The 22,608-nt window shown below is 46.8% G+C and carries 19 protein-coding genes and 1 pseudogene; 16 read left to right on the top strand and 4 right to left on the bottom strand.

All coding sequences use genetic code 11. The features are described 5' to 3' along the window. Positions 1-6: 6 nt before the first annotated feature. The gene (locus tag IM485_RS21765; protein WP_287745508.1) at positions 7-855 is read right to left on the bottom strand and encodes an Rpn family recombination-promoting nuclease/putative transposase; all 849 of its coding nucleotides are present in this window, start codon (positions 853-855) and stop codon (positions 7-9) included. Positions 856-951: 96 nt separating this feature from the next. Next, on the bottom strand, positions 952-1,812 hold the full coding sequence (locus tag IM485_RS21760; RefSeq protein ID WP_287745506.1) for an Rpn family recombination-promoting nuclease/putative transposase: 861 nt from the start codon (positions 1,810-1,812) through the stop codon (positions 952-954). 58 nt (positions 1,813-1,870) lie between these two features. Here IM485_RS21760 and IM485_RS21755 point away from each other — a divergent pair, with 58 nt between their 5' ends. From IM485_RS21755 to IM485_RS21685, 15 genes are all read left to right on the top strand, one after another. Continuing rightward, a complete protein-coding gene (locus IM485_RS21755; RefSeq protein WP_287745504.1) occupies positions 1,871-2,761 on the top strand; it encodes a S66 peptidase family protein in 891 nt (296 codons plus the stop codon). A gap of 61 nt (positions 2,762-2,822) precedes the next feature. Next, positions 2,823-3,800 (top strand): SDR family oxidoreductase, encoded by a 978-nt coding sequence (locus tag IM485_RS21750; RefSeq protein ID WP_104397597.1) that lies wholly within the window; start codon positions 2,823-2,825, stop codon positions 3,798-3,800. A gap of 23 nt (positions 3,801-3,823) precedes the next feature. Further along, on the top strand, positions 3,824-4,741 hold the full coding sequence (locus tag IM485_RS21745) for an NAD(+) kinase (RefSeq protein WP_008201585.1): 918 nt from the start codon (positions 3,824-3,826) through the stop codon (positions 4,739-4,741). Positions 4,742-4,834: 93 nt separating this feature from the next. Beyond that, positions 4,835-5,623 (top strand): ion transporter, encoded by a 789-nt coding sequence (locus IM485_RS21740; RefSeq protein WP_024969741.1) that lies wholly within the window; start codon positions 4,835-4,837, stop codon positions 5,621-5,623. A gap of 391 nt (positions 5,624-6,014) precedes the next feature. Next, a complete protein-coding gene (locus IM485_RS21735; RefSeq protein ID WP_002739749.1) occupies positions 6,015-6,377 on the top strand; it encodes an ATP synthase subunit I in 363 nt (120 codons plus the stop codon). Between the two features lie 58 nt (positions 6,378-6,435). Continuing rightward, complete coding sequence (gene atpB / locus IM485_RS21730; RefSeq protein ID WP_002739857.1) at positions 6,436-7,185, top strand: F0F1 ATP synthase subunit A; 750 nt, start codon at positions 6,436-6,438, stop codon at positions 7,183-7,185. 230 nt (positions 7,186-7,415) lie between these two features. Then, positions 7,416-7,661 (top strand): ATP synthase F0 subunit C, encoded by a 246-nt coding sequence (gene atpE, locus IM485_RS21725; protein WP_002740068.1) that lies wholly within the window; start codon positions 7,416-7,418, stop codon positions 7,659-7,661. A 230-nt stretch (positions 7,662-7,891) separates the two neighbouring features. Then, positions 7,892-8,323: a F0F1 ATP synthase subunit B' gene (locus IM485_RS21720; protein WP_002769600.1), complete on the top strand. Its 432-nt coding sequence runs from the start codon at positions 7,892-7,894 to the stop codon at positions 8,321-8,323. A 126-nt stretch (positions 8,324-8,449) separates the two neighbouring features. Next, positions 8,450-8,992, top strand: a complete 543-nt coding sequence (locus tag IM485_RS21715; protein ID WP_104397599.1) for a F0F1 ATP synthase subunit B — start codon at positions 8,450-8,452, stop codon at positions 8,990-8,992. Then, positions 8,993-9,541 (top strand): ATP synthase F1 subunit delta, encoded by a 549-nt coding sequence (gene atpH, locus IM485_RS21710; RefSeq protein WP_061432322.1) that lies wholly within the window; start codon positions 8,993-8,995, stop codon positions 9,539-9,541. Between the two features lie 68 nt (positions 9,542-9,609). Next, positions 9,610-11,118, top strand: coding sequence for a F0F1 ATP synthase subunit alpha (gene atpA / locus IM485_RS21705; protein WP_104397600.1), 1,509 nt, complete (start codon positions 9,610-9,612; stop codon positions 11,116-11,118). Positions 11,119-11,309: 191 nt separating this feature from the next. After that, the gene (locus IM485_RS21700) at positions 11,310-12,257 is read left to right on the top strand and encodes a F0F1 ATP synthase subunit gamma (RefSeq protein ID WP_104397602.1); all 948 of its coding nucleotides are present in this window, start codon (positions 11,310-11,312) and stop codon (positions 12,255-12,257) included. A 455-nt stretch (positions 12,258-12,712) separates the two neighbouring features. Beyond that, positions 12,713-17,836: a Calx-beta domain-containing protein gene (locus tag IM485_RS21695; RefSeq protein ID WP_287745501.1), complete on the top strand. Its 5,124-nt coding sequence runs from the start codon at positions 12,713-12,715 to the stop codon at positions 17,834-17,836. Between the two features lie 943 nt (positions 17,837-18,779). Then, positions 18,780-19,418, top strand: coding sequence for a MotA/TolQ/ExbB proton channel family protein (locus IM485_RS21690; protein ID WP_002800075.1), 639 nt, complete (start codon positions 18,780-18,782; stop codon positions 19,416-19,418). A gap of 18 nt (positions 19,419-19,436) precedes the next feature. Beyond that, the gene (locus tag IM485_RS21685) at positions 19,437-20,006 is read left to right on the top strand and encodes an ExbD/TolR family protein (RefSeq protein WP_104397604.1); all 570 of its coding nucleotides are present in this window, start codon (positions 19,437-19,439) and stop codon (positions 20,004-20,006) included. On the opposite strand, the gene IM485_RS21680 is transcribed toward IM485_RS21685, so the two are convergent. Continuing rightward, on the bottom strand, positions 20,007-20,357 hold the full coding sequence (locus tag IM485_RS21680; RefSeq protein ID WP_104397605.1) for a hypothetical protein: 351 nt from the start codon (positions 20,355-20,357) through the stop codon (positions 20,007-20,009). A gap of 516 nt (positions 20,358-20,873) precedes the next feature. Here IM485_RS21680 and IM485_RS21675 point away from each other — a divergent pair. Continuing rightward, positions 20,874-22,067, top strand: coding sequence for an NAD(P)/FAD-dependent oxidoreductase (locus tag IM485_RS21675; protein WP_287745498.1), 1,194 nt, complete (start codon positions 20,874-20,876; stop codon positions 22,065-22,067). Here IM485_RS21675 and IM485_RS21670 read toward each other — a convergent pair. Further along, a pseudogene (locus IM485_RS21670) lies at positions 22,047-22,373 on the bottom strand (GAF domain-containing protein); the annotation flags it as partial. The gene IM485_RS21675 and the pseudogene IM485_RS21670 sit on opposite strands and share 21 nt — an antisense overlap. Positions 22,374-22,608: the final 235 nt, after the last annotated feature.

Here is a 22,608-nt window from a genome sequence, read left to right as displayed (position 1 = left end):
GATTGATCATTGTTGCTGTTGTGCCAAATAGTTAAGCACTGTTTCCAGATTCAAGTCTAAGCGTTCCGAGATTTGTTGCGGGGTTAAACCGAGGTCTTGCAGTAGAGAAATTGTTTTCAATTTTTGCAAGTTTATTCCCCGTTCAATTCCCTGTTCAATTCCCTGTTCAATTCCCTGTTCAATTCCCTGTTCAATTCCATCTCCAAAAGCTTCTTGATAGAAACGAGTTTGTTTTAGGTCTTGTAGTTCCAACATAGCTTCAATTTCCTCTCGACTTTTTTGGGGTAACTTATAAATGATTATCGTTTCGATTAAATCAATGACATTTTTCTGTACTAAGCGATCGCTGAGTTCTCTTTGAGCCTGTTTAATTAAAATCTTAGCAGAATTAACAGCTTGACTCTCACTTTCCGTGACCAATTTGATCATCGCGATCGCTAAGGAAGGAGTCTCATCATTGGCCAATTCATCCAGATAGATTCTTTTAACCCTTGCTAGGGATAAAAAATCTGCAAATTGCTGGGGATGTTCTCGCTCAATTTCTCGGCTAGGATAAATAACAACTATCTGCCAGGGTGACAAAGGTTTATACTGTCTAAGATACAAGAAAAGTTCCGAAAATAATCGATAATATAGGTCTTCATCCTTTTGAAATTGCACTTCTACCAGATAAAAAGGCAAATTTTCCAGATTATCGAGCGGCAAAAATAAACCATCCAATCGAAAAGCTAGTTGTTTGACTTCTTGGGAAGTAAATCGATAATTGCTTACGATAGCATCGGGTCGTTCGATTAATTCAAAGAACGAATCGGGAAAATCGAGAAACATTCGATAGAATATGCTGTCAGTTTTCATGTCATCGCTGATAGCTTAAAGGTCACTGATTTACTACTATTAATTTGCCAACTACTTAGAAATTGCTGTTTTTCTAGACTGTTAAAACAGGTTTAATTATTGTTGCTGTTGTGCCAAATAGTTAAGCACTGTGTCCAGAGTTAAGTCTAATCGTTCCGAGATTTGTTGCGGGGTTAAACCGAGGTCTTGCAGTAGAGAAATTGTTTTCAATTTTTGCAAGTTTATTCCCTGTTCAATTCCCTGTTCAATTCCCTGTTCAATTCCCTGTTCAATTCCCTGTTCAATTCCCTGTTCAATTCCATCTCCAAAAGCTTCTTGATAGAAACGAGTTTGTTTTAGGTCTTGTAGTTCTAACATAGCTTCAATTTCCTCTCGACTTTTTTGGGGTAACTTATAAATGATTATCGTTTCGATTAAATCAATGACATTTTTCTGTACTAAGCGATCGCTTAGTTCTCTTTGAGCCTGTTTAATTAAAATCTTAGCAGAATTAACAGCTTGACTCTCGCTTTCCGTAACCAATTTGACCATAGCGATCGCTAAGGAAGGAGTCTCGTCATTTGCCAATTCATCCAGATAGATTCTTTTAATCCTTGACAAGGATAACAAGTCTTCAAATTGCTGGGGATGTTCTCGCTCAATTTCTCGACTAGGATAAATAACAACTATCTGCCACGGTGACAAAGGTTTATACTGTCTAAGATACAGGAAAAGTTCTGAAAATAATCGATAATATAGGTCTTCATCCTTTTGAAACTGCACTTCTACCAGATAAAAGGGCAAATTTTCCAGATTATCGAGCGGCAAAAATAAACCATCCAATCGAAAAGCTAGTTGTTTGACTTCTTGGGAAGTAAATCGATAATTGCTCACGATAGTATCGGGTCGTTCGATTAATTCAAAGAACGAATCGGGAAAATCGAGAAACATTCGATAGAATATGCTGTCAGTTTTCATGCTGTCACAAAATTACCTGTAATTTCCGCTTAATCCGCCAACAAAAGAGAACTAACCTATGATCATCCCATCGTTTCTGCAACCCGGTGCTAAAGTTTCTCTGGTGGCCACCAGTGGAGCCGTCAAGGAATTAGCCGCCCTAGAAAAAGGCGTAGAAATCTGGCGATCGAGGGGTTATCAAGTGGAATTTAGCGAGAATTGGTCGAATCGTCTCGGTTATCTCGCTGGTAGCGACGAGCAACGTCGTCAAGCTTTAGCCCAAGCATGGCAAGATGCCGATTGTCAAGCAATTCTCTGCGCTAGGGGGGGTTACGGTAGCGCTCGCCTCTTAGAAAATTGGACATGGGCAAAAACTAACCCGAAATGGTTAATCGGTTTTTCCGACGTGACGGGGATTTTATGGAGTTTAGCGAAACAGGGCATTTGTAGCGTTCACGGGCCAGTTTTAACCACCTTAGCCCAGGAAAGTCCCCAATCAATCGATCGCCTCTTTTCTCTTCTGGAAGGTCGTCCTTTAGCCCCTCTTGTCGGTCAAGGTTGGGGTGGGGGCAAAGTGCGGGGACGCTTATTACCAGCTAATTTAACCGTAGCCACCCATCTCCTCGGAACCTCGGTTCAACCCACCCTAGAGGGAGTAATTTTAGCCCTAGAGGACGTAACCGAAGCCCCCTACCGGATTGATCGAATGTTAACTCAGTGGCGAATGCTGGGCATTTTCTCCCAAATTAAAGCCATTGCCCTCGGTCGTTTTAGCCGTTGTTTGGCAGCCCCCGGCAGTGATAGTCAAACCGTAGAGGAAGTCTTAAAAGAGCGTTTGGGCGATTTAGGCATTGCGGTTATTGCCGAGTTACCTTTCGGTCATGATGGCGATAATGCCGCTTTACCGGTGGGAACAATGGTAGAACTGGACGGGGATCGGGGAATCTTAGAATTTTTCTATCCAGAATGATCCACTTTTTTGATACTATCTTAGAGAAGTGTTAACAAATGTAACAAAAAATTAATTATAGATGAAAGTATTAGTTGTCGGTGCGACGGGAACCCTAGGGCGACAGATCGTGCGTCATGCCATCGATCAGGGACATCAAGTGCGTTGTTTGGTACGCAGTCAGAGAAAAGCGGCTTTTTTGAAGGAATGGGGCGCGGAATTGGTCGGGGGAACCCTGCGGGATAAAAGTACCATTATTCCTGCTTTAGAGGGAATGGACGCGGTGATCGATGCCGCTACGGCCCGAGCGACGGACTCGGCCAGCATTAAACAGGTGGATTGGGATGGTAAAGTTAATCTGATTCAAGCAGCCAAAACCGCCGGAGTAGATCGCTTTATTTTCTTCTCGATTCTCAATGCCGAAAAATATCCCAACGTGCCTTTGATGGAGATAAAACGCTGTACCGAGAAATTTCTAGCAGAATCGGGTTTAAAATATACAATTCTCCGTCCCTGTGGCTTTATGCAGGGTTTAATCGGTCAATACGCCATCCCGATGTTAGATAATCAAACCGTCTGGATCACGGGGGAAAGTACGGCGATCGCCTACATGGACACCCAAGATATCGCTAAATTCGCCGTTCGCGCCCTAGAAGTCCCCGAAACCGTCGGTCAATCCTATCCTGTGGTCGGCAGCAAAGCTTGGAAAGCTGAAGAAATTATCGAAGTTTGCGAACGCTTATCGGGTAAAGAGGGGAAAATTTGGCGTTTACCCATGGGATTACTGCGTTTTATGCGGGGAATAAGCCGTTGTTTCCAGTGGACTTATAATATATCTGACCGACTAGCTTTTGCGGAGGTTCTCGCTAGTGGTCAAGCTCTTGATGCTCCCATGGCAGAAGTTTATCAAGTATTTGGCCTTGATCCGAGTCAAACAACTACTTTAGAATCCTATTTACAAGAATACTTTAGCCGCATTCTCAAGAAGCTCAAGGAAATCGACTTCGAGAAACAAAAAGCTCAGAAGAAGAAGAAAACTCCTTTCAAAAAGAAAGCGTGATTCAGCAGTAGGAAAATTTGTCAATGCCCAAAATCGGCATTATTTACAACGATATTAAGCCTATCGCTTGTAAAACAGCCCATCAGATACAAGATCAGCTACTTTCTTTAGGTTGGCAGGTGTTTATGGCTACCGGCAGCGGTGGCCTACTAGGCCATTCTAAACCCTCTCGTCCGGTTTGTTTTACCCCGATCGATCAGTTAGTCCCCCCCCACTTCGAGCAAGATTTAAGTTTTGCGATCGTGTTGGGGGGCGATGGTACAGTCCTATCGGCAGCCCGGCAGTTGGCCACCCTCAATTTGCCCCTGTTAACGGTCAATACGGGACACATGGGCTTTTTGACCGAAATTTACCTAAATCAGCTTGAACCTGCCTTAGAACTGGTTTTAGAGGGGAAATACACCATCGAAAATCGCTCGATGATCACGGTACGACTGTTTCGCGAAGATACCCTCCTCTGGGAGGCACTTTCTCTCAATGAGGTGGTCGTCCACCGGGAACCCCTCACCAGTATGTGTCATTTTGAGATTCAAATTGGTGAACACGCACCCGTCGATATCGCTGCCGATGGGGTGATTCTCTCCACTCCTACTGGTTCTACTGCCTATGCTCTCAGCGCCGGTGGTCCGGTAATAACTCCCGATGTGCCAGTATTACAATTAGCTCCCATTTGTCCCCATTCTTTAGCTTCGAGATCCTTGGTATTTTCTGACAAGGAAACGGTGAATATTTTCCCAGCAACTGCTAACAGGATGGTGATGGTGGTGGACGGTAATGGCGGTTCTTATATCTTGCCAGAAGATCGAATTAATGTGCAGAAATCGCCCCACCAAGCTCATTTTATTCGTCTGCAATCGACGGAATTCTTCCGCATACTCCGGGAAAAATTGGGTTGGGGTTTGCCTCATATTGCTAAACCAACTTCGGTGGAATTACCTTAATCAGTTATCAGTTATCAGTTATCAGTGATCAGTTATCAGATGTGAGTTTTCAGTTCACTGATTACTGGTTACTGTTTACTGATAGCCGAATTTATGCTCTCTTTTCGTGCCAAGATAGCTTTTTATTTAGAGGATGTCACCACGGCGATCGGACTGACGGTAAATCTGCTTATCTTAGCATTAATTTTACTCTCGTTGGGGATTTATGTGGCTCAAACCTATCCCTTATCCGCCACTTGGCAAATGTGGTTACGTCAGCTTGATTGGGGAATTTTAAGCTTATTTTCCCTAGAGTATCTAATTCGGTTTTGGTGTGCGGAATCAAAACTAGGCTTTGTTTTTAACATTTTTTCCATCCTAGATTTATTATCAATCCTGCCTCTATTTTTTGGTTTTTTTGATATTAGGTTTTTTAGAATTTTTCGCTGGTTTAGAATTTTGCGAGTGATTCGTTTTTTTGGTTCCGATCTTTCTATTTTTCAAATTAAAACTTCCGATCAGATAGTATTTATTCGCATATTACTAACTCTATTTTCGATTATTTTTGTCTATGCGGGTTTAATTTATCAGATCGAACACCCAATTAATCCCCAAGTTTATCGGACATTTTTTGATGCTTTTTACTTTGCTGTCGTGACTATGACTACCGTGGGATTTGGGGATGTGACTCCTCTTTCTGATGGGGGCAAAATGGTGACAGTTTTAATGATTTTAACGGGAGTTTTGTTAATTCCCTTGCAAATTAGCACTCTGACTAAACAAATATTAAAATCTGGCACTCAAACTGATTATCCTTGTCCAGATTGTGGTTTACCCCGTCACGATATAGATGCCAATTTTTGTAAAAACTGTGGCGCAAAACTCTTAAAAAAACCTGATTGAGACTAATTCTGGCCAAAGGTAGGGTGGAGAGATGAGGAAGTGGGGTGTGGGGAATTATGAATTATGAATTATGAATTGGGAAGTGGGGAAGTGGAGCATTTGGCTGAAATTTCCCCAAACCCCTAAACCCCTAAATCCCTATCTCCCTATCTCCCGACTCGGAGTCTCGGAGTCTCGGAGTCTCCCGACGACCGACGGAATCATCACAATTTACAATTGCTTAATAATTGTTGCCACTGCCGTGATAATATGTCTTGTGGCTCACCTGAGCGTCATAGCTCGGAAAGCAATCTAGATATTGAGATTACTCTATCGCTGATTTAGGTGTACCTTGTCTGACCCATCGATCGAATCTCCCCCAACCCCAGAAACCAACCCGCCGTCAGATCCGATGCGGGAATACTATCAACTACAAAACACTTTATTGATCACCACCCTGATTTTAAGCGGTCTGATCTTTATCCCCGTGTGGCTGTTTTATTCCCTCAATACTGCCCTTAATTACCTATTGGGGGCAATGGTGGGAGTTGTTTACCTAAAACTCCTCGCCGGGGAAGTGGAAAAATTGGGGGTAACGAAAAATCGGGTGGGTAAAAAAGGATTAGCCCTATTCGCTGGATTAATCATCATCGCCAGTCGTTGGCAAGAACTGCACATAGTGCCGGTTTTTTTGGGTTTTTTGACCTATAAAGGGGCGATCATCGTCTATACCCTGCAAACCATCTTCAAGCTGGAGCAGAAAGCCGATTCCTAAAGCCTTTGACCGTTAAAAATAACCCTGATTTGCGAACCCGAATCTCTCTAAGGTAGAAATGTTAGACAGTTTAAGTGTGCTTAATTTTTATAGCCTCGCTTCCCTGGAAGTGGGACAACACTGGTACTGGCACATCGGCGGACTAAAAATTCACGGGCAAGTGATCGCGGTCTCCTGGATCGTCTTCGCTATCTTAATCATCGCCTCGATCGCCGCTACCCGCAAAATCCAGAAAGTCCCTAGCGGTATTCAAAACCTCATGGAGTACGTTCTGGAATTTCTGCGCGATTTAGCCAAAAACCAGCTAGGAGAAAAGGAATATCGACCCTGGTTGCCCTTCATCGGCACCCTATTTTTATTTATTTTCGTTTCTAACTGGTTAGGGGCCTTGATTCCTTGGAAGTTAATCGAACTGCCCGAAGGAGAATTAGCCGCCCCCACTAACGACATCAATACCACGGTGGCGTTAGCCCTACTGACTTCCCTCGCTTACTTCTACGCGGGCATCAGTAAAAAAGGACTCGGTTACTTCGCTCACTACCTAGAGCCGATTCCCGTGCTATTACCGATCAAAATTTTAGAAGACTTTACCAAACCCCTCTCCCTCAGCTTCCGTCTTTTCGGAAACATCCTCGCGGACGAGTTGGTAGTAGCCGTATTAGTCTTCCTCGTCCCCCTAGTCGTACCCCTCCCCCTGATGGCTCTCGGTTTATTTACCAGCGCTATCCAGGCCCTTGTCTTCGCTACCCTTGCCGGGGCCTATATCCATGAGGCACTGGAATCGGAACACGAAGAAGAACACGCTTAAAAGCGAGAGACGAAAACAGAAAAATTTCTTAGGGAAAAGTGTCCAAATAATAGGATAATAACTAAGAAATTATTGGTCGAATTCAGGATGAGCAACTGAATTCCAGGATCGTTATTTCCCAAAAACTCTTTCGGGAGTTTTGAGCAGAAAACCAGCCATTTTTTACGGCTGAGAACGCGCTCTGTAAACAACAGATTGAAATTGATTAGTAAATAGAGGAAAAAATCACCATGAACCCCACAGTAGCTGCCGCTTCCGTTATCGCCGCCGCCCTCGCCGTTGGTTTAGCCGCTATCGGCCCCGGCGTTGGTCAAGGTACCGCTTCTGGAGAAGCTGTTTCCGGTATCGCCCGTCAACCCGAAGCTGAAGGAAGAATTCGTGGTACCCTTCTCCTCAGCTTGGCATTCATGGAATCCTTAACCATCTACGGTTTGGTTATCGCTCTCGTTTTACTGTTCGCTAACCCCTTCGCCTAATTAAAAAAGCAGTGGGCTATCAGCCCCCAGTCCCCAGCTTGGCGGGCGAGTTTTCAAAACTTTCAAAAAACGCCGAAGCAGCCAACTAAAAAATCTAGTTTTTGGGACGGAAGGCTGATAGCTAATTAAGGGAATTTTGCTGATCCCCCCTGACTGTTCATTGTTAAATCAGGGGGATCGTCTTCCTTTTTTGAACCTGCCTATAGCTTCTATTTATCAGGAATAAATCAATGTTTGATTTCGATGCCACCCTGCCAGTGATGGCACTACAGTTTATTCTTTTGGCAGTGATCCTGAACGCCGTTTTTTATAAACCCCTCAGTAAAGTTTTAGATGAACGGGCGGAGTATATTCGGCAAACTGAAGGCGGAGCCAAAGAACAACTAGCCAAAACCGAAGCACTGGTACAAGAGTACGAATTGCAATTAAGTTCGGCTCGTAAACAATCCCAAGAGATTATCGCCCAAGCGCAGGCCGAGGCCCAAAAACTAGCCAGCGAACGAGTTGCCGCAGCCCAAAAAGAAGCGATCGCCCGTAAGGAAGCCGTCGCCGCCGAAATTGCCCAACAGAAAGAAGAAGCCTTTCGTTCTCTAGAAGGACAAGTGGCCTCTCTTTCCCGTCAAATTCTCGAAAAACTCCTCGGCCCCGAACTCGTTCGCTAAACCCCAGCCCTTGGTTAATAAAAGTGATCAGTAAAAAGATAGAAGTCAGTCGTCAGAAGTTAGAAGACTGATAACTGATAACTGATAACTGATAACTGAACAACCTACTCCCCGCCCTCAATAACCATGATCATCGACACAGTTTTATTATTAGCCACGGAGGCGAAGGAAGCGGCAGCAGAAGGATTCGGCATCAACACCGATATCCTAGGAACTAACCTATTTAACCTCTCGATTCTGCTCGGTTTAGTCATCTTCTACGGCCGCAAAGTTCTCGGACAAATCCTCGGAGAACGTCAGTCGAAGATTGCTGAAGCTTTAGCCGAAGCTGAAAACCGGAAAAATATTGCCGCTACCGCCCTCGCCGAAGAACAGAAAAAACTCGCCCTGGCAAAACAAGAGGCGGAAAAAATTATCGATAACTCTCGATCTAGAGCTAAAGCTGTCACCGCCGACATCGCCGCCCAAGCCGAACTCGATATTCAAAGAATGCGCGAAAGTGCCGCTAAAGATCTCTCGGCGGAACAGGATCGCGTTTTAGTAGAATTACGCCAAAGAATTACCGCTTTAGCCTTAGCTAATGTGGAATCCCAGTTAAGCACCGGCCTGGAAGAATCGGTACAACAAACCCTAATTGATCGCAGTTTGGCCAACCTAGGAGGTAAATAGATGCAGGGAAGTTTAATCAGTTCAGAAATCGCCGAACCCTACGCCCAAGCATTACTTTCCGTCGCCCAAAGCAGCGGACAATTAGAAGCGATCGGCGGCGAAATTAAATCCCTCTTAGAATTGTTGGAAAATGCCCCCGATCTAAGAGCTTTTATCGGCAATCCCGTCATCAAAGAAGAAGCTAAAAAAGCCGTTCTTTCCCAAGTAATGGGGAGCAGCGCCAATCCCTATTTAACTAACTTCATGATGTTATTGGTCGATAAACGTCGGATTCAATTTTTAGAACCCGTTTGTCAACAATATCTCACCCTGGCTAGAGTGCTGACTAACACCGTTTTAGCGGAAGTTTCCTCGGCCACCGAATTGAACGATAGCCAAAAACAAATCGTCATCGACAAAGTGAAAACCCTAACCGGGGCGAATGTGGTCGAACTGAAAACCAAAGTTGATACCAGCCTGATCGGTGGTGTGGTGATCAAAGTCGGTTCTCAGGTCTTTGATGCCAGCATTCGCGGTCAACTACAACGCCTCAGCCTCTCCCTGCGCTAAGGTCATCTAATCTCTCTTTTTTGCCGTTTTTTCACCTTCTAATTTTTTACTTTTTCCCAGATTAAACTATGGTAGCTATCAGACCCGACGAAATTAGCACGATTATTCGTCAACAGATCGAATCCTATAACCAAGAAGTACAGGTCTCCAACGTGGGAACCGTCCTGCAAGTGGGTGACGGTACTGCCCGCATCTACGGCCTACAACAAGCCATGTCGGGAGAACTATTAGAATTTGAAGATGGAACCGTCGGCATCGCCCTTAACCTCGAAGAAGATAACGTCGGCGCGGTGTTAATGGGTGACGGTTTCGGGATTAAAGAAGGCGGTACGGTGAAAGCTACCGGTAAAATCGCTCAGGTTCCCGTGGGTGACGCCTTAGTCGGCCGCGTGGTTGATGCTCTCGGTCGTCCCATTGACGGGAAGGGGGAAATCCTCGCCAGCGAAACCCGTCTGGTGGAATCCCCCGCCCCCGGTATTGTCGCTCGCAAATCCGTCTGTGAACCGATGCAAACCGGCATCACCGCTATCGATGCCATGATTCCCGTCGGTCGTGGCCAACGGGAGTTGATTATCGGTGACAGAAAAACTGGTAAAACAGCGATCGCCATTGACACGATCATTAACCAGAAAAGCGAAGACGTGATCTGTGTCTATGTCGCCATCGGTCAAAAAGCCTCCACCGTCGCCCAAGTAATCGACACCCTCACCCAAAGAGGCGCCATGGATTACACCGTAGTGGTGGCCGCTAACGCTAACGACCCCGCCACCCTCCAGTATATCGCCCCCTATACCGGAGCTTCGATCGCCGAATACTTCATGTATAAAGGCAAAGCGACCCTAGTTATCTACGATGACCTCACCAAACAGGCTCAAGCTTATCGTCAGCTATCTCTGCTCATGCGTCGTCCTCCCGGTCGGGAAGCTTACCCCGGCGACGTTTTCTATCTCCACTCCCGTTTACTAGAACGTGCCGCTAAACTCAGTGATGCCCTCGGTGGTGGCAGCATGACCGCCCTGCCGATTATCGAAACCCAAGCTGGTGACGTTTCTGCCTACATTCCCACCAATGTAATTTCGATTACTGACGGTCAGATCTTCCTCTCCACCGACCTCTTTAACGCTGGTTTCCGTCCTGCTATTAACGCTGGTATTTCCGTATCCCGCGTGGGTTCGGCGGCCCAGACGAAAGCGATGAAGAAAGTTGCCGGTAAATTAAAACTCGAATTAGCCCAGTTTGACGAATTAGAAGCTTTTGCTCAATTCGCTTCTGACCTTGATGCGGCCACCCAAGCACAACTGTCTCGCGGTCAACGTCTGCGTCAAATCCTCAAACAGCCCCAAAACTTCCCCCTCTCCGTTTGGGAACAGGTGGCGGTGGTTTATGCCGGTTTAAACGGTTATCTCGACGATATCGCCACCGATAAAGTTATCGATTTCTGCGCCGGTTTACGGGAATACCTGAAAACCAGCAAACCTCGTTACGTTGAGATCGTCAGCACTGAAAAACAACTCAACGACGAAGCGGAAGGCCTGCTCAAAGATGGTATCAACGAGTATAAACAGGCTTTTAAATAATCTTGGTAATCAGTAAATGAATGTTGGTAATGGGGGTTAGGTTTTAGGGGATGGGGTGTTGAGGTTTTGGGGTTTTGGGGTATTAGTTGAAATTTCCCGATTTCCCTATTTCCCCACCTCTCCATTCCCTCCTAAACCCCGAATCTTGACTGATGACTGATGACTGATAACTGATAACTGATAACTGAATTATGCCTAATCTCAAAGCGATTCGCGACCAAATTCAATCGGTCAAAAATACCAAAAAAATTACCGAGGCCATGCGTCTAGTGGCGGCCGCAAAAGTGCGACGCGCCCAAGAACAAGTTCTCTGTACCCGTCCTTTTGCCGATGGCCTCGCTCAGGTACTCTATAATCTCCAAGGTCGTTTAGCCTTTAGTGATGTTAATTTGCCCCTGCTGGCCCAACGGGAAGTAAAAACCGTCGCTCTGTTGGTTGTCACAGGCGATCGAGGTCTTTGTGGCGGTTATAATACTAACGTCATCCGTCGTGCCGAACAACGGATAAATGAATTAAAAGAGCAAGGGATTAACTATCAATTAGTTATTGCTGGCCGGAAAGCGGCACAGTATTTCGAGCGCCGCAATGCTCCCATTGCCGCTAAATTTATTAACCTCGAACAGATTCCCACTGCCGATGAAGCTGGCACGATTGGGGATGAATTGTTTTCCTTATTTTTATCGGAAACAGTCGATCGAGTCGAGTTAATTTATACTCGTTTTATCTCCCTGATCAGTTCCACTCCGGTGATTCAAACCCTGTTACCCTTAACTACTCAAGGTTTAGCGGTACAGGATGACGAGATTTTCCGTTTGGTGACTAAAGAAGGAAAATTTAAGGTACAACGGGAAAAAATGGCCAGCCAACCGGCGCAGGTTTTTCCCCAAGACATGATTTTTGAGCAGAATCCCGTCCAAATCCTCGATTCTCTCCTACCTTTGTACTTAAATAACCAATTACTGCGCGCTCTCCAGGAATCGGCAGCGAGTGAATTAGCAGCCCGGATGACGGCGATGAGCAACGCCAGCGAGAACGCCAGCGAGTTAATCGGGACTTTAAGCCGTACCTACAACAAGGCGCGTCAAGCCGCTATTACGCAAGAATTGCTAGAAGTAGTAGCGGGAGCCAACGCTCTCTAGGTTTAAGCCATTTTTTCTTCTGATTATCAGTGGGAGTGATTATTTTCACTCCTTTTTTTTCGTTTAGATAGCGGTAAACTATTAGCCTTAGTTACCAGAAGGCGGCTCCCGTATCATATTTGTAAGATATTGTCAAGGAATTTTTGTTAATGTTAAAGGTCACATTTTTTCAGAGATTTGTAGCAATAATTTACAAAAAAATTAGATGATCTATATTAATCGTCACTTAGAATTTTAAGAGTGGCTTGTCTGGAGTAAAATTACCAGCATTTTCTTCCCTAACCCATTCAAAAATTTCGATCAAATCGTTACTTCTTAATTGCTTTTTTGGGATCGGTCGGCTCTACGGCTCTCCCACAAGTAGGAAATTATGTAACAAGTTTTCTTGCCACTGCATAAAAATCAAGCCTCCTCCGAAACAAGTAATAGAGGCCAAACAAAAAGGGGTTTTTACCATGACCAGCTCGGCTAATTCTGGCAATATCTTGATGGGATTGGGACTAGAAGCTATTCTTGCTCAATTTGCCAAGTCAGAAACCTATTATCAACGCTTAACCGCAATTTTCGGCAATCAGTACGACACCAGCAAAGCGGAAACCCTACGCATTCAATGGCAAAGAGGAGATTTTAGTAACTTACCAGCGATCTTAGTCCTCCCAGTTGATCGCTTACCAGGCGCGCGCGGAGCTTACTCGATCGCCACCGATACTATTTATATCGCCGATCGCCAGACAAGTTTCGAGGGATTGGTGAACCTTCTTCTCGAAGAAATCGGTCACGCGATTGATCGCTCTTTGAACCTGATCGATACAAAAGGGGACGAGGGAGCGATTTTTGCCGCTTTCGTCCTCGGACAGGAGCTATCGCCCGAAATTCTGAACCGATGGCGGGAAGAAGACGATCGCGCGATGATCGTGGTGGACGGACGGGATCTAGTGGTCGAAAAGCAGGATATCGTCGGTACGAACAATGACGATAATCTACAGGGAACCGCGAGCGCAGATATCATTGAGGGATTAGCCGGAAACGACACGATTTTCGGCGGGGGGGGTGACGATACCCTGTACGGGGACGGCGGTTCCGATTTCTTCTTTACCGAGGCGGGGAACGACATCATCGACGGTGGGGGGGGAACCGATACCTTCGTCGGCAATTATCGGAACGCGATCAGCAACGTCATCATGACCTACAGTATCGCGACCGGGAGCGGGACGATCAAGGTGGCGGGAGAAAAAGATGCCTTTACCTCGATCGAGAGTTTTAGCGGTTTTCTGGGTTCCGCATTCGACGATTATCTATTCGGCGGAACCGCCAACGATAACAATATCGACGGGGGCGCAGGCAACGATACGGTTTTCGCCAACAGTGGCGGTGACTCGGTGTACGGTAAGAACGGGAACGATTACCTCGACGGGGGAAACGACAATGACGAACTCTACGGCAACGAGGGAAACGATTCCCTCTACGGAGGCGATGGAAACGATGAACTCTACGGTGGTAACGGGAACGATCTCGTTGACGGCGGCGCAGGGGGCGATATTCTCTACCAAGACGCGGGAAACGATTCTCTCTACGGGGGAACCGACATCGATACTTACCGCGCCGACTACAACGCCTCCGCGGCGCGGGTAGTGATGACCTACTCGATCACGTCGAGTAACGGGACGATCACCGTCGGGAGCGAACGGGACTTTTTCTACTCGATCGAGAAATTCGATAACTTCATCGGTAGTTCCTTCAACGATGTCCTCTTCGGAGGGTCGGGTAACGACTTCAATATTCAAGGTGGTGCGGGCAACGATACCATCTCTGGCAATCAGGGCAACGATACCCTCTCCGGCGATAGTGGCGATGATATCCTCAACGGCGGTTCCGATAACGATTATCTCCTCGGTGGGATCGGGAACGATGTCGTGAACGGCGATGGCGGCGATGATACTCTCGTCGGGGGTAGCGGCAATGACACCCTGAACGGGGGTGTAGGAACCGATCTCTACGATACCACTTATAACTATCTCCCGACGGCGATAACGATGGACTACGGCGGCACTTCGGGAAACCCGCGGATTATCGTCGGGAATCAAACAGATTTATTAATCTCTGTAGAACGCATCCTTCTCATCGGGACGGAATATAACGATTCCCTCCTCGGTGGCGGTGGTAACGACCCCAACGTAAGCGGGGGAAAAGGAAACGATACCGTTGTCGGTAACGGCGGCGATGACATTCTCTACGGCGATGACGATAACGATCTCGTCTACGGGGGCGAGGGAAGAGACACGCTATACGGCGGCGATGGGGTCGATACCCTCTACGGCGACCCTGGCAATAATGTTCTCTACGGTGGCGAGGATAAAGATCTCCTCTACGGGGGGAACGATGCCGATACCATCTACGGCGAGAATCACGACGATACCCTCTACGGCAACGGGGGAAACGATGATCTCTTCGGCGGCAATGGAGCCGATAACCTTGACGGGGGCGACGGCAACGATGATCTTGACAGTGGGGAAGGCAATGATTCCCTCTTCGGTGGCGCAGGAGACGATCGATTGTTCTCGTCGAATGGAAACGATACCGTCGATGGCGGTGCGGGAACCGATACCTACTCGATCGATTTTTCCGGTAGCCCAGTTTTCATGACCTACGATACCGTGACAGGTAACGGTACGGTCATTACTGGGAATAAAGTCGATACGCTGATCTCGATCGAGCGTTGCAATCTATTCGGTACGGAGGATAACGATTTTATCCTCGGCGGTTGGGGATCCGATAGTGTTCGTTTTAGCACATCAGAAGGTCTCCGCGGCAACGGCGGCGATGATACCATCAACGGTAATAGCGGGGAGGACTTGCTTTTCGGGGAGGACGGGAACGATTTTCTCATCGGCGGTTGGGGATCGGATACCCTGTACGGGGAAGATGATAACGATCGCCTGATCGGGGTCAACCCCAACGCAGCCACCCCCGGACAGAACGAACAGGACGATCTCTACGGGGGAGCGGGGGCGGATCTGTTCATCCTCGGTGACGCGAACTGGATCGGCTACGATGACGGTGACACGCGCGATGATGGCGATCAGGATTACGCCGATATCCGAGATGCCGATTTTTCCGAGGGCGATCGGATTCAACTACGCGGTTCGCGAGCAGACTATCTCGTCCAACAACGACGTTTCAGTAGCGACACAGTAGAAATTTACCTGATTAAACCTTTGGGGGAACCCGATGAACTGATCGCTCGGGTCAGAGGCTATATCAGTCTAGGCGACGAGGTTTTTGTCTTCGTTCCTGCCGGTCCCGTAACCACGATCACCGTGGCTGTTAGCGATGGCAGCGCGGGCGAACCGGCCAACGCGGGCGTTTTTACCCTCACCCGAAGCGGGAATATAGGTAACGCGCTGACCGTGAACTATCTCCTTGCTGGGTCGGCTACCAACGGAGTAGATTACAGTAATCTCACCAGAAAAGTTACTTTCGCTGCGGGAAGTAGTACCGCCACCGTCACGATTAACCCGCTCGAGGATACGGCAATCGAGGGGAACGAAGTCGTTCTTTTACAGATCGCCGAGGGAACTGGCTACACCCTCGGAGCCACGAGCGGCGCGGTTATCACCCTCACTGATAACGATGTTTACACGGTGATCGAACCTGCGAGTCTCGGCAGTAATATCACCCTCGTCCGCGACTCGGCCAATCGTCTCTACGCGCGATCGAGCGAAGAAACCCTACCGCTTTATAGCCTAGAGGATACGCCGCTCCGGATCGGTCAATATCCCGATTGGCAAGCACTCGCGGTCGAGCGGATCGACGGACTCAACCAGATTTTATGGAAAAATACCCGCAATAACTATCTTCAGGTTTGGTACACCGATACGAATTGGCGTTGGCTCGGCGGGGATAGTACAAACGGATTAAATACCCTAGATGCGTACAATCTAGAGAAAAAATTCCAGTTTGATGCCAACGGAGACGGCCGGATCGGTATGACCTTCACCAACCTTGAAGCGGCGGGATCGGTCGCGATCGTCCGGGATACCCTGAACCGACTCTACGCCCGAACGAGCTTAGGAGATACGGCGATCGGGGCGATTAACGGTACACCCCTGACGGAAACCTCGAATCCTGGACGACAGATTCTCGGCGCGGAAACGCTCTACGGAATTAATCAGATCGTCTGGCGAAACACGACGACGAACGCGCTCGAACTTTGGACGATGGACGCGGACTGGCAATTTGTCGAGAGCGAGGAGGCGATCGCCCGCACCTCCCCGACCGCGCTACAACTAGAGCTGGATTTCGAGATGGATCTCAACGGCGACACCGTGATCGGTCGTTTACCGAACCTGTCGGACATCACCCTAACCGTTTCCCCGGCTACCGTCACCGAGAACGGTACGCCGAACCTCCTGTACACCTTCACCCGTCGCGGCCCGCTCACCAATACCCTCACAGTCAACTTCAACGTCACGGGAACCGCAACCTTGACCACCGACTACACCCAAACTGGGGCGCTCACTTTTACCGCGACTGGGGGAACGGTACGCTTTAACGCGGGCGCAAGTACGGCGATCATCACCATCGATCCCGTCGGCGACGCGCTCATCGAACCCAATGAAACCGTCTCTCTCGCGATCGCTCCAGGAACCGATTACACCCGCGGCACGACGGAAGCCGTCACGGGGATGATCGCCAACGACGATCTACCGACCCTGACGATCGATAACCTCATCTTCGTGGAGGGATTGGAAGCGAACGCATTTATCCCCGTCCGTCTTAACGGCCGGTTCGGTGAACCGATCCGCGTCAACTACACCACCGCCAACGGCACAGCGATCGCGGCCGCAGATTACACCGCGTCCTCGGGAATTTTGACGATTCCAGCCAATACAACCACCGCTTTTATTCGCGTCCCGATCGCTAACGATACCCTCAACGAAGCGGACGAAACCTTTACCGTTACCCTGTCCAACCCAGTCAACGCCACAATCGCCCGGGCTATGGCGACGATCACCATCACCGATACTCTCAAAAGCGATGTCAGCACCGTCCTCACAAATGGGTTAGAAAACCTACAACTGACTGGCACTAATCCGATTAACGGCACTGGTAACGCAGGCAATAATCGCATCACGGGTAATAGTGCCAATAATATCCTCAATGGTGGTTTAGGAAATGACACTCTCGCGGGTAATGCGGGTAACGATACTCTCACCGGTGCAGCGGGAGTGGACAGATTTGAATTCCAGTCTATCCGTGCTTTTGTTGCCAGCGATTTTGGGGTAGATACGATCAGCGATTTCGTGGTTAATCAAGATAAAATTGTCTTGACTAAAACTACTTTTGCCGCTTTAACCAGTGGGGTTGGTAACGGTTTTAATCAGCCTAGTAATTTCGCCGTCGTTGCTAATAATAGTTTAGTTGCCGCTAGTAATGCTTTTATTGTTTATAGCAGTGGCACTGGTCATCTATTCTATAACCAAAATGGTGGCGCAGCGGGTTTGGGAACCGGTGCTAATTTTGCGGTTTTAACTGGAAATCCTAGCCTAACAGCCAACGATTTCCTCTTGGTGGCTTAATTCAAAACAGTAGTCAGTGACCAGTTTTTGTCAAATTTACAGTTTTAGGAATGCAGGATTGATCGCCAGTTTAATAGTTGAATATTCCCAGCATTATCGGGGAAAATCTCAGCAAAGTTTTTCGGCAGCAAAAGCCTAACATCAACCACAACATGGACTTGCGTTAAAATAATCTACCAAGTCTTAAGGAGGACTCGATTAAGCCCAAAAGAGTATAAACTCAAGTACATATACTCTAATACACTTAGTCCCAATATATAGCGTTTCCTAAGCTAGTGAGGTACATCTATTTTTCTTCCCTTTTGCCTCTTGCCTAAAACCCATAACTTTTGTACCTCAGCAGACTGAAAAACGCTATAGTTTAAGCAAAGTGCTGTTGAGGGAATTTTCCTTGATTAACCCGAAAATAGAAGCCCTACAAGTTTTTCAAGCCCTAGGGACGAGGATTTTCATAGTCATTGGCTAATCGATATCTAGAGACCCAAGATTTTGACTTCTCCAGCGAGAATTAGGTTCAAATAGAGTCGGGCCAATCACTAGACCTCTGGTAAAAATCAAAAATTGTCGAGGTTGATTAGGAGTCAGTGGCCAGTAGTCGGTCGTCCGGAGAACTAAGAATGAATAATAATCAATTAAATGCTCTATTTACATATTTTATGCCACTTAATCCTTATTTTTGACGTTTTTGAACCACTAAAAATTGATTATGCCAGAGGTTTACTGAAATCGTTAATATTAATTTTACTCTTGCCTTTTTAGATCTCCTGGCCCCTTGAAAAGCCCCATCTCATCCTGTATTCTGAGTCAGCGTAAGAACTATAAATGTCAAATCTCAATTGATCGACTTAAATCTTAAACTATAATCATTACCCGATCGCCCGGTATTGGAGGGACAAAACAACTCGTGAGTATAACTGATTTAATCCAAAAAGGCGGAGTGGCTATGTGGCCGCTGCTTTTTCTGTCTATTTTAGCTCTTAGCACTATTATCGAACGAATTTGGTTTTGGAGTCGCACCCTCCTTAGTGAGGGCCAGATTTTAAATCGCATTATGGAATCCGCCATCCGTAACTGGGATTTGGCCGCAAAAGTCGCTAGGGATTCCCGCAATCACCCCATCGGTAGCTATCTTTATGCTCCCCTGCGCTTAGAAAATCCAGATCCAGAGGTTTTTCACTTTGCCCTCGAGTCAGCTGCCGATGAACAATTATCTCTAATGAAACGGGGCGATAAAATCCTTGAGGCAGTCATCGCCCTTTCTCCCCTGCTAGGATTATTAGGAACGGTACTCGGTTTAATTACCTCTTTGGCTAATATTCAACTGAGTGACCTGGGAACTTCCTCCACAGCCGGAGTAACTTTAGGTATTAGTGAAGCTTTAATTTCCACCGCTACCGGCTTAATTGTCGCTATCTTTAGCCTCGCTTTCTATCGCATTTTTCAGGGACTCTGGTTCAATCAAGCTAGAATTTTTCGCAAGGCTGGCAGTGATTTAGAAATTATCTACCGTCAACGTTGGCTAGATGGAGAAGACCAACAATACTCCCTCAGTGCTAACCTAGAAAAACCCCTCGATCGCTAAGTCTCCCCCTTATAACCCATGGCCGAAACTAAATCTCTTAACCACAAAAAGTCAAAAAGTAGCCATATCACAGCCCGTCCGCTCAAATTATGGCATGATCAACACCGCATTCAAGAGGATGTGCAGGTTAATATCATTCCCCTGATCGATGTAATTTTCTGTATTCTCACCTTCTTTATTCTCGGTGCAGTGGGATTATCTCGCCAACAGGCTATCAGTCTTGATTTACCGAAAGCTAGTACCGCTACCACCCCGATGCGGGAAATGTTGGTGGTTAGTCTCGATGATTTCGGACAACTCTACGTCGAAAAACAGATGGTGACTCGCCTCCAGTTATTCGAGGCAATCAAGAATTATCATCAATATAGTCCCAATGGACTGATGGTACTGAATGCCTCCAGAAATGCCAGTTATAACGAAGTGGTTGGGGTTTTAGATCTACTGCGACAGGTGGGTGGCGATCGCGTGGCTTTAGCGACTCTATCGGGGGAAGCTAACAATCCCACAATAGAAAATAGCAATCCTTTGCCCAATTTGCCCACTAATCCTACCTTACCCGGTTTAACCAATCCTCTAGGCAGAAATTAACTAGGAATGGATGCGATAGCTGAGTAATTGTTCTTCGAGAGCTGCAATGCGATTGTAAGCCGCCGTCAATTGTGCCGTCAATCGGCGAATTTGGATTTCATCGGCAAAAGAATTTTCTCCACTGACAGCCGGGGCCTGTTTGCCACCGTGATCTCGGAGAATATCTTTATGATCGTAGAGGCTATTATCGGATAACTCGGAAAACCCGACCATTTCCAAGGATTCTCGCGGAGAACGACTTGATTTATCCCCAGCTAGGATAGCAATTTGCTGGCTGAGGCTTTCGACAATATCCTGTAGATGATCGACTTTCCGATCAAGACTAATAATCTGTTGTTGTAGTCCATTCATACAATTACCTAGGGATTAAGGAGGCTTCCCCTCTATGCTAGGCTCTGGAGGAAATGGACTATAACAATTTATGATTGATTTAACGATCCCTTTACTGCCCTTAACTGATCTTAATATATTGCCTGGGTCAACCGGCTGCCCCCGATAGCACTTCTATTAGAAATTAAGGTAAGCTGTTGAGCAGTAAGCCTCGATTTTAAGGAACTAAATTATGTTTAAAAATTGGTCTTTCGACGATTGGATGAATCATATCCTTTTTCTGGCTACAATTATGGCTTTGCTGGCGATTTGGCTGGGTAGATAAATAAAAACTATTTTTCTTTCCTGGTTTACCGAAAATTTGGGTTTAAGTTTCCCCGTCCATTTTACGGCAGGGAGTGTCAAAATAAGAAACAAAACCCTCAGCGATCGATAAGTACCTAAGCAAAATTAATTACACATTTCGATAAAGCTTTTGCCTCTTGCCTATTGCCTCTTGCCTATCTTCACTAGGAAATTTATTTTGCACGACTACTTATGACTGACTCAAACCCAAAAATTTGTATTCTCGGTGGTGGTTTTGGTGGACTCTATACTGCTTTACGTTTGAGTCAATTGCCTTGGCAAGATCAACACCCTCCCCACATTACCTTAATTGATAAAAGCGATCGCTTTTTATTTTCTCCCCTTCTCTACGAATTAGTCACCTCAGAACTGCAATCCTGGGAAATAGCTCCCCCTTTCAGCGAATTGCTCGCTAATACCCCCGTTGACTTCCAACAGGGAACCGTCACGGCGATCGATGTTAATAATCATAAAATAACCCTTGACAATCAAAACGATATATGCTATGACCGCCTCGTGATCGCCCTCGGTGGTCAATCTTCCCTTGACTTCCTACCCGGGGCCAGAACCCACGCTATCCCCTTTCGTAGTCTCGAGGATGCCTATCGTCTTCGGGATCGACTCAAAACCCTAGAACAATCCGATCGCGATAAAATTCGGGTCGCCATTATCGGGGGCGGTTATAGCGGCGTAGAATTAGCCTGTAAGCTGGCTGATCGTCTCGGAGAAAGGGGAAGAATTCGTCTGATCGAAAGAAATAGCGATATACTTGGCCCTTCAACCCAATTTAACCGCGACACCGCCAAAAAAGCCCTAGAAAAACGTCTAGTTTGGTTAGACCTCGAAACCACCGTCGCCGATATCCAAGCGGATCGCCTCTCCCTTGACTACAAGGGACAGATCGACAATATCCCCGTTGATCTAATTCTCTGGACCGTTAGTCCGATCGCCTCCCCACTGCTCGCTAATTTGCCCATAGCACATAATGAGCGCAAATTACTAAAAGTTAATCAATATTTACAAACTGTCGAAAACCCCAGCATCTACGCGATTGGCGATGCGGCCGATGGTCGCGATCAAGAGGATAAACCATACGCTGCCACGGCCCAAGTGGCCCTTCAACAGTCCGACTACTGCGCTTGGAATATTTGGGCGAGTTTCCACGATAAACCGGCTTTACCCTTCCGTTATCAACCTTTAGGCGAAATGTTGACCCTCGGAGTCGATGAAGCTACCATTAGCGGTTTAGGACTAGAATTAGCCGGTCCCCTTGCCCATCTTACCCGTCGCTTAGTCTATCTCTACCGTCTGCCCACCCTTAACCATCAAATCGCCGTAGCATTCAACTGGATTACCCAACCGCTTTTATCCCTCATTTCTGAGTAGCGAGTTCAGATATTCCTCCACTAACAAACTATCTCGATCGGTCAATTCCTGACCATCGAGACGGTTTAAAAGCATTACTGCACCAAATAACTGATTATTAACCCTAATTGGCACAGCTAAAGCCGTTTTTATCCCCAAAGCCACCGCTATATCCTGACGAATGCGATTATCTCCTCGGGTTTGTCCTACCACCACCGGACAACTATCCTGGTAAACCACCGTACACAATCCCGACGTGGCAATATCCCCCCTTTTGCCGACAATTGCTCCGGTGTTTTTACCCGCACCCGCGCGATAATCAATACTAAGCTGTTCAGCATCTAAATAGCGTATAATAGAAACAGTAACCTATTCAAATATCAATAGCTATGCCAGCTACTATAGCGGATTTCAGTTGAACGAGGTACAGCATGGATGACTAGGTAGGCTCTTTAAAAGGGGTATCGCAATAGCAACAATGGGTAAACCAGTGATGGATGTCTCGCAATGTAATCTGACTAAAGGCTTGAACGATCGCTTTTTCTAGATCAGCATAGGTACG

It is taken from the genome of Microcystis sp. M169S2, from assembly GCF_020245865.1.
GTDB classification, from domain to species: domain Bacteria; phylum Cyanobacteriota; class Cyanobacteriia; order Cyanobacteriales; family Microcystaceae; genus Microcystis; species Microcystis ichthyoblabe_A.
Note: the sequence above shows the minus strand (reverse complement) of the source record. Positions and strands in the feature narration are given on the sequence as shown.

Excerpts from the sequence above, each read along its gene's own strand:
- IM485_RS21765 (WP_287745508.1), bottom strand. The coding sequence starts at position 855 with ATGAAAACTGACAGCATATTCTATCGAATGTTTCTCGATTTTCCCGAT.
- IM485_RS21760 (WP_287745506.1), bottom strand. The coding sequence starts at position 1,812 with ATGAAAACTGACAGCATATTCTATCGAATGTTTCTCGATTTTCCCGAT.
- IM485_RS21755 (WP_287745504.1), top strand. The coding sequence starts at position 1,871 with ATGATCATCCCATCGTTTCTGCAACCCGGTGCTAAAGTTTCTCTGGTG.
- IM485_RS21750 (WP_104397597.1), top strand. The coding sequence starts at position 2,823 with ATGAAAGTATTAGTTGTCGGTGCGACGGGAACCCTAGGGCGACAGATC.
- IM485_RS21745 (WP_008201585.1), top strand. The coding sequence starts at position 3,824 with ATGCCCAAAATCGGCATTATTTACAACGATATTAAGCCTATCGCTTGT.
- IM485_RS21740 (WP_024969741.1), top strand. The coding sequence starts at position 4,835 with ATGCTCTCTTTTCGTGCCAAGATAGCTTTTTATTTAGAGGATGTCACC.
- IM485_RS21735 (WP_002739749.1), top strand. The coding sequence starts at position 6,015 with ATGCGGGAATACTATCAACTACAAAACACTTTATTGATCACCACCCTG.
- atpB (WP_002739857.1), top strand. The coding sequence starts at position 6,436 with ATGTTAGACAGTTTAAGTGTGCTTAATTTTTATAGCCTCGCTTCCCTG.
- atpE (WP_002740068.1), top strand. The coding sequence starts at position 7,416 with ATGAACCCCACAGTAGCTGCCGCTTCCGTTATCGCCGCCGCCCTCGCC.
- IM485_RS21720 (WP_002769600.1), top strand. The coding sequence starts at position 7,892 with ATGTTTGATTTCGATGCCACCCTGCCAGTGATGGCACTACAGTTTATT.
- IM485_RS21715 (WP_104397599.1), top strand. The coding sequence starts at position 8,450 with ATGATCATCGACACAGTTTTATTATTAGCCACGGAGGCGAAGGAAGCG.
- atpH (WP_061432322.1), top strand. The coding sequence starts at position 8,993 with ATGCAGGGAAGTTTAATCAGTTCAGAAATCGCCGAACCCTACGCCCAA.
- atpA (WP_104397600.1), top strand. The coding sequence starts at position 9,610 with ATGGTAGCTATCAGACCCGACGAAATTAGCACGATTATTCGTCAACAG.
- IM485_RS21700 (WP_104397602.1), top strand. The coding sequence starts at position 11,310 with ATGCCTAATCTCAAAGCGATTCGCGACCAAATTCAATCGGTCAAAAAT.
- IM485_RS21695 (WP_287745501.1), top strand. The coding sequence starts at position 12,713 with ATGACCAGCTCGGCTAATTCTGGCAATATCTTGATGGGATTGGGACTA.
- IM485_RS21690 (WP_002800075.1), top strand. The coding sequence starts at position 18,780 with ATGTGGCCGCTGCTTTTTCTGTCTATTTTAGCTCTTAGCACTATTATC.
- IM485_RS21685 (WP_104397604.1), top strand. The coding sequence starts at position 19,437 with ATGGCCGAAACTAAATCTCTTAACCACAAAAAGTCAAAAAGTAGCCAT.
- IM485_RS21680 (WP_104397605.1), bottom strand. The coding sequence starts at position 20,357 with ATGAATGGACTACAACAACAGATTATTAGTCTTGATCGGAAAGTCGAT.
- IM485_RS21675 (WP_287745498.1), top strand. The coding sequence starts at position 20,874 with ATGACTGACTCAAACCCAAAAATTTGTATTCTCGGTGGTGGTTTTGGT.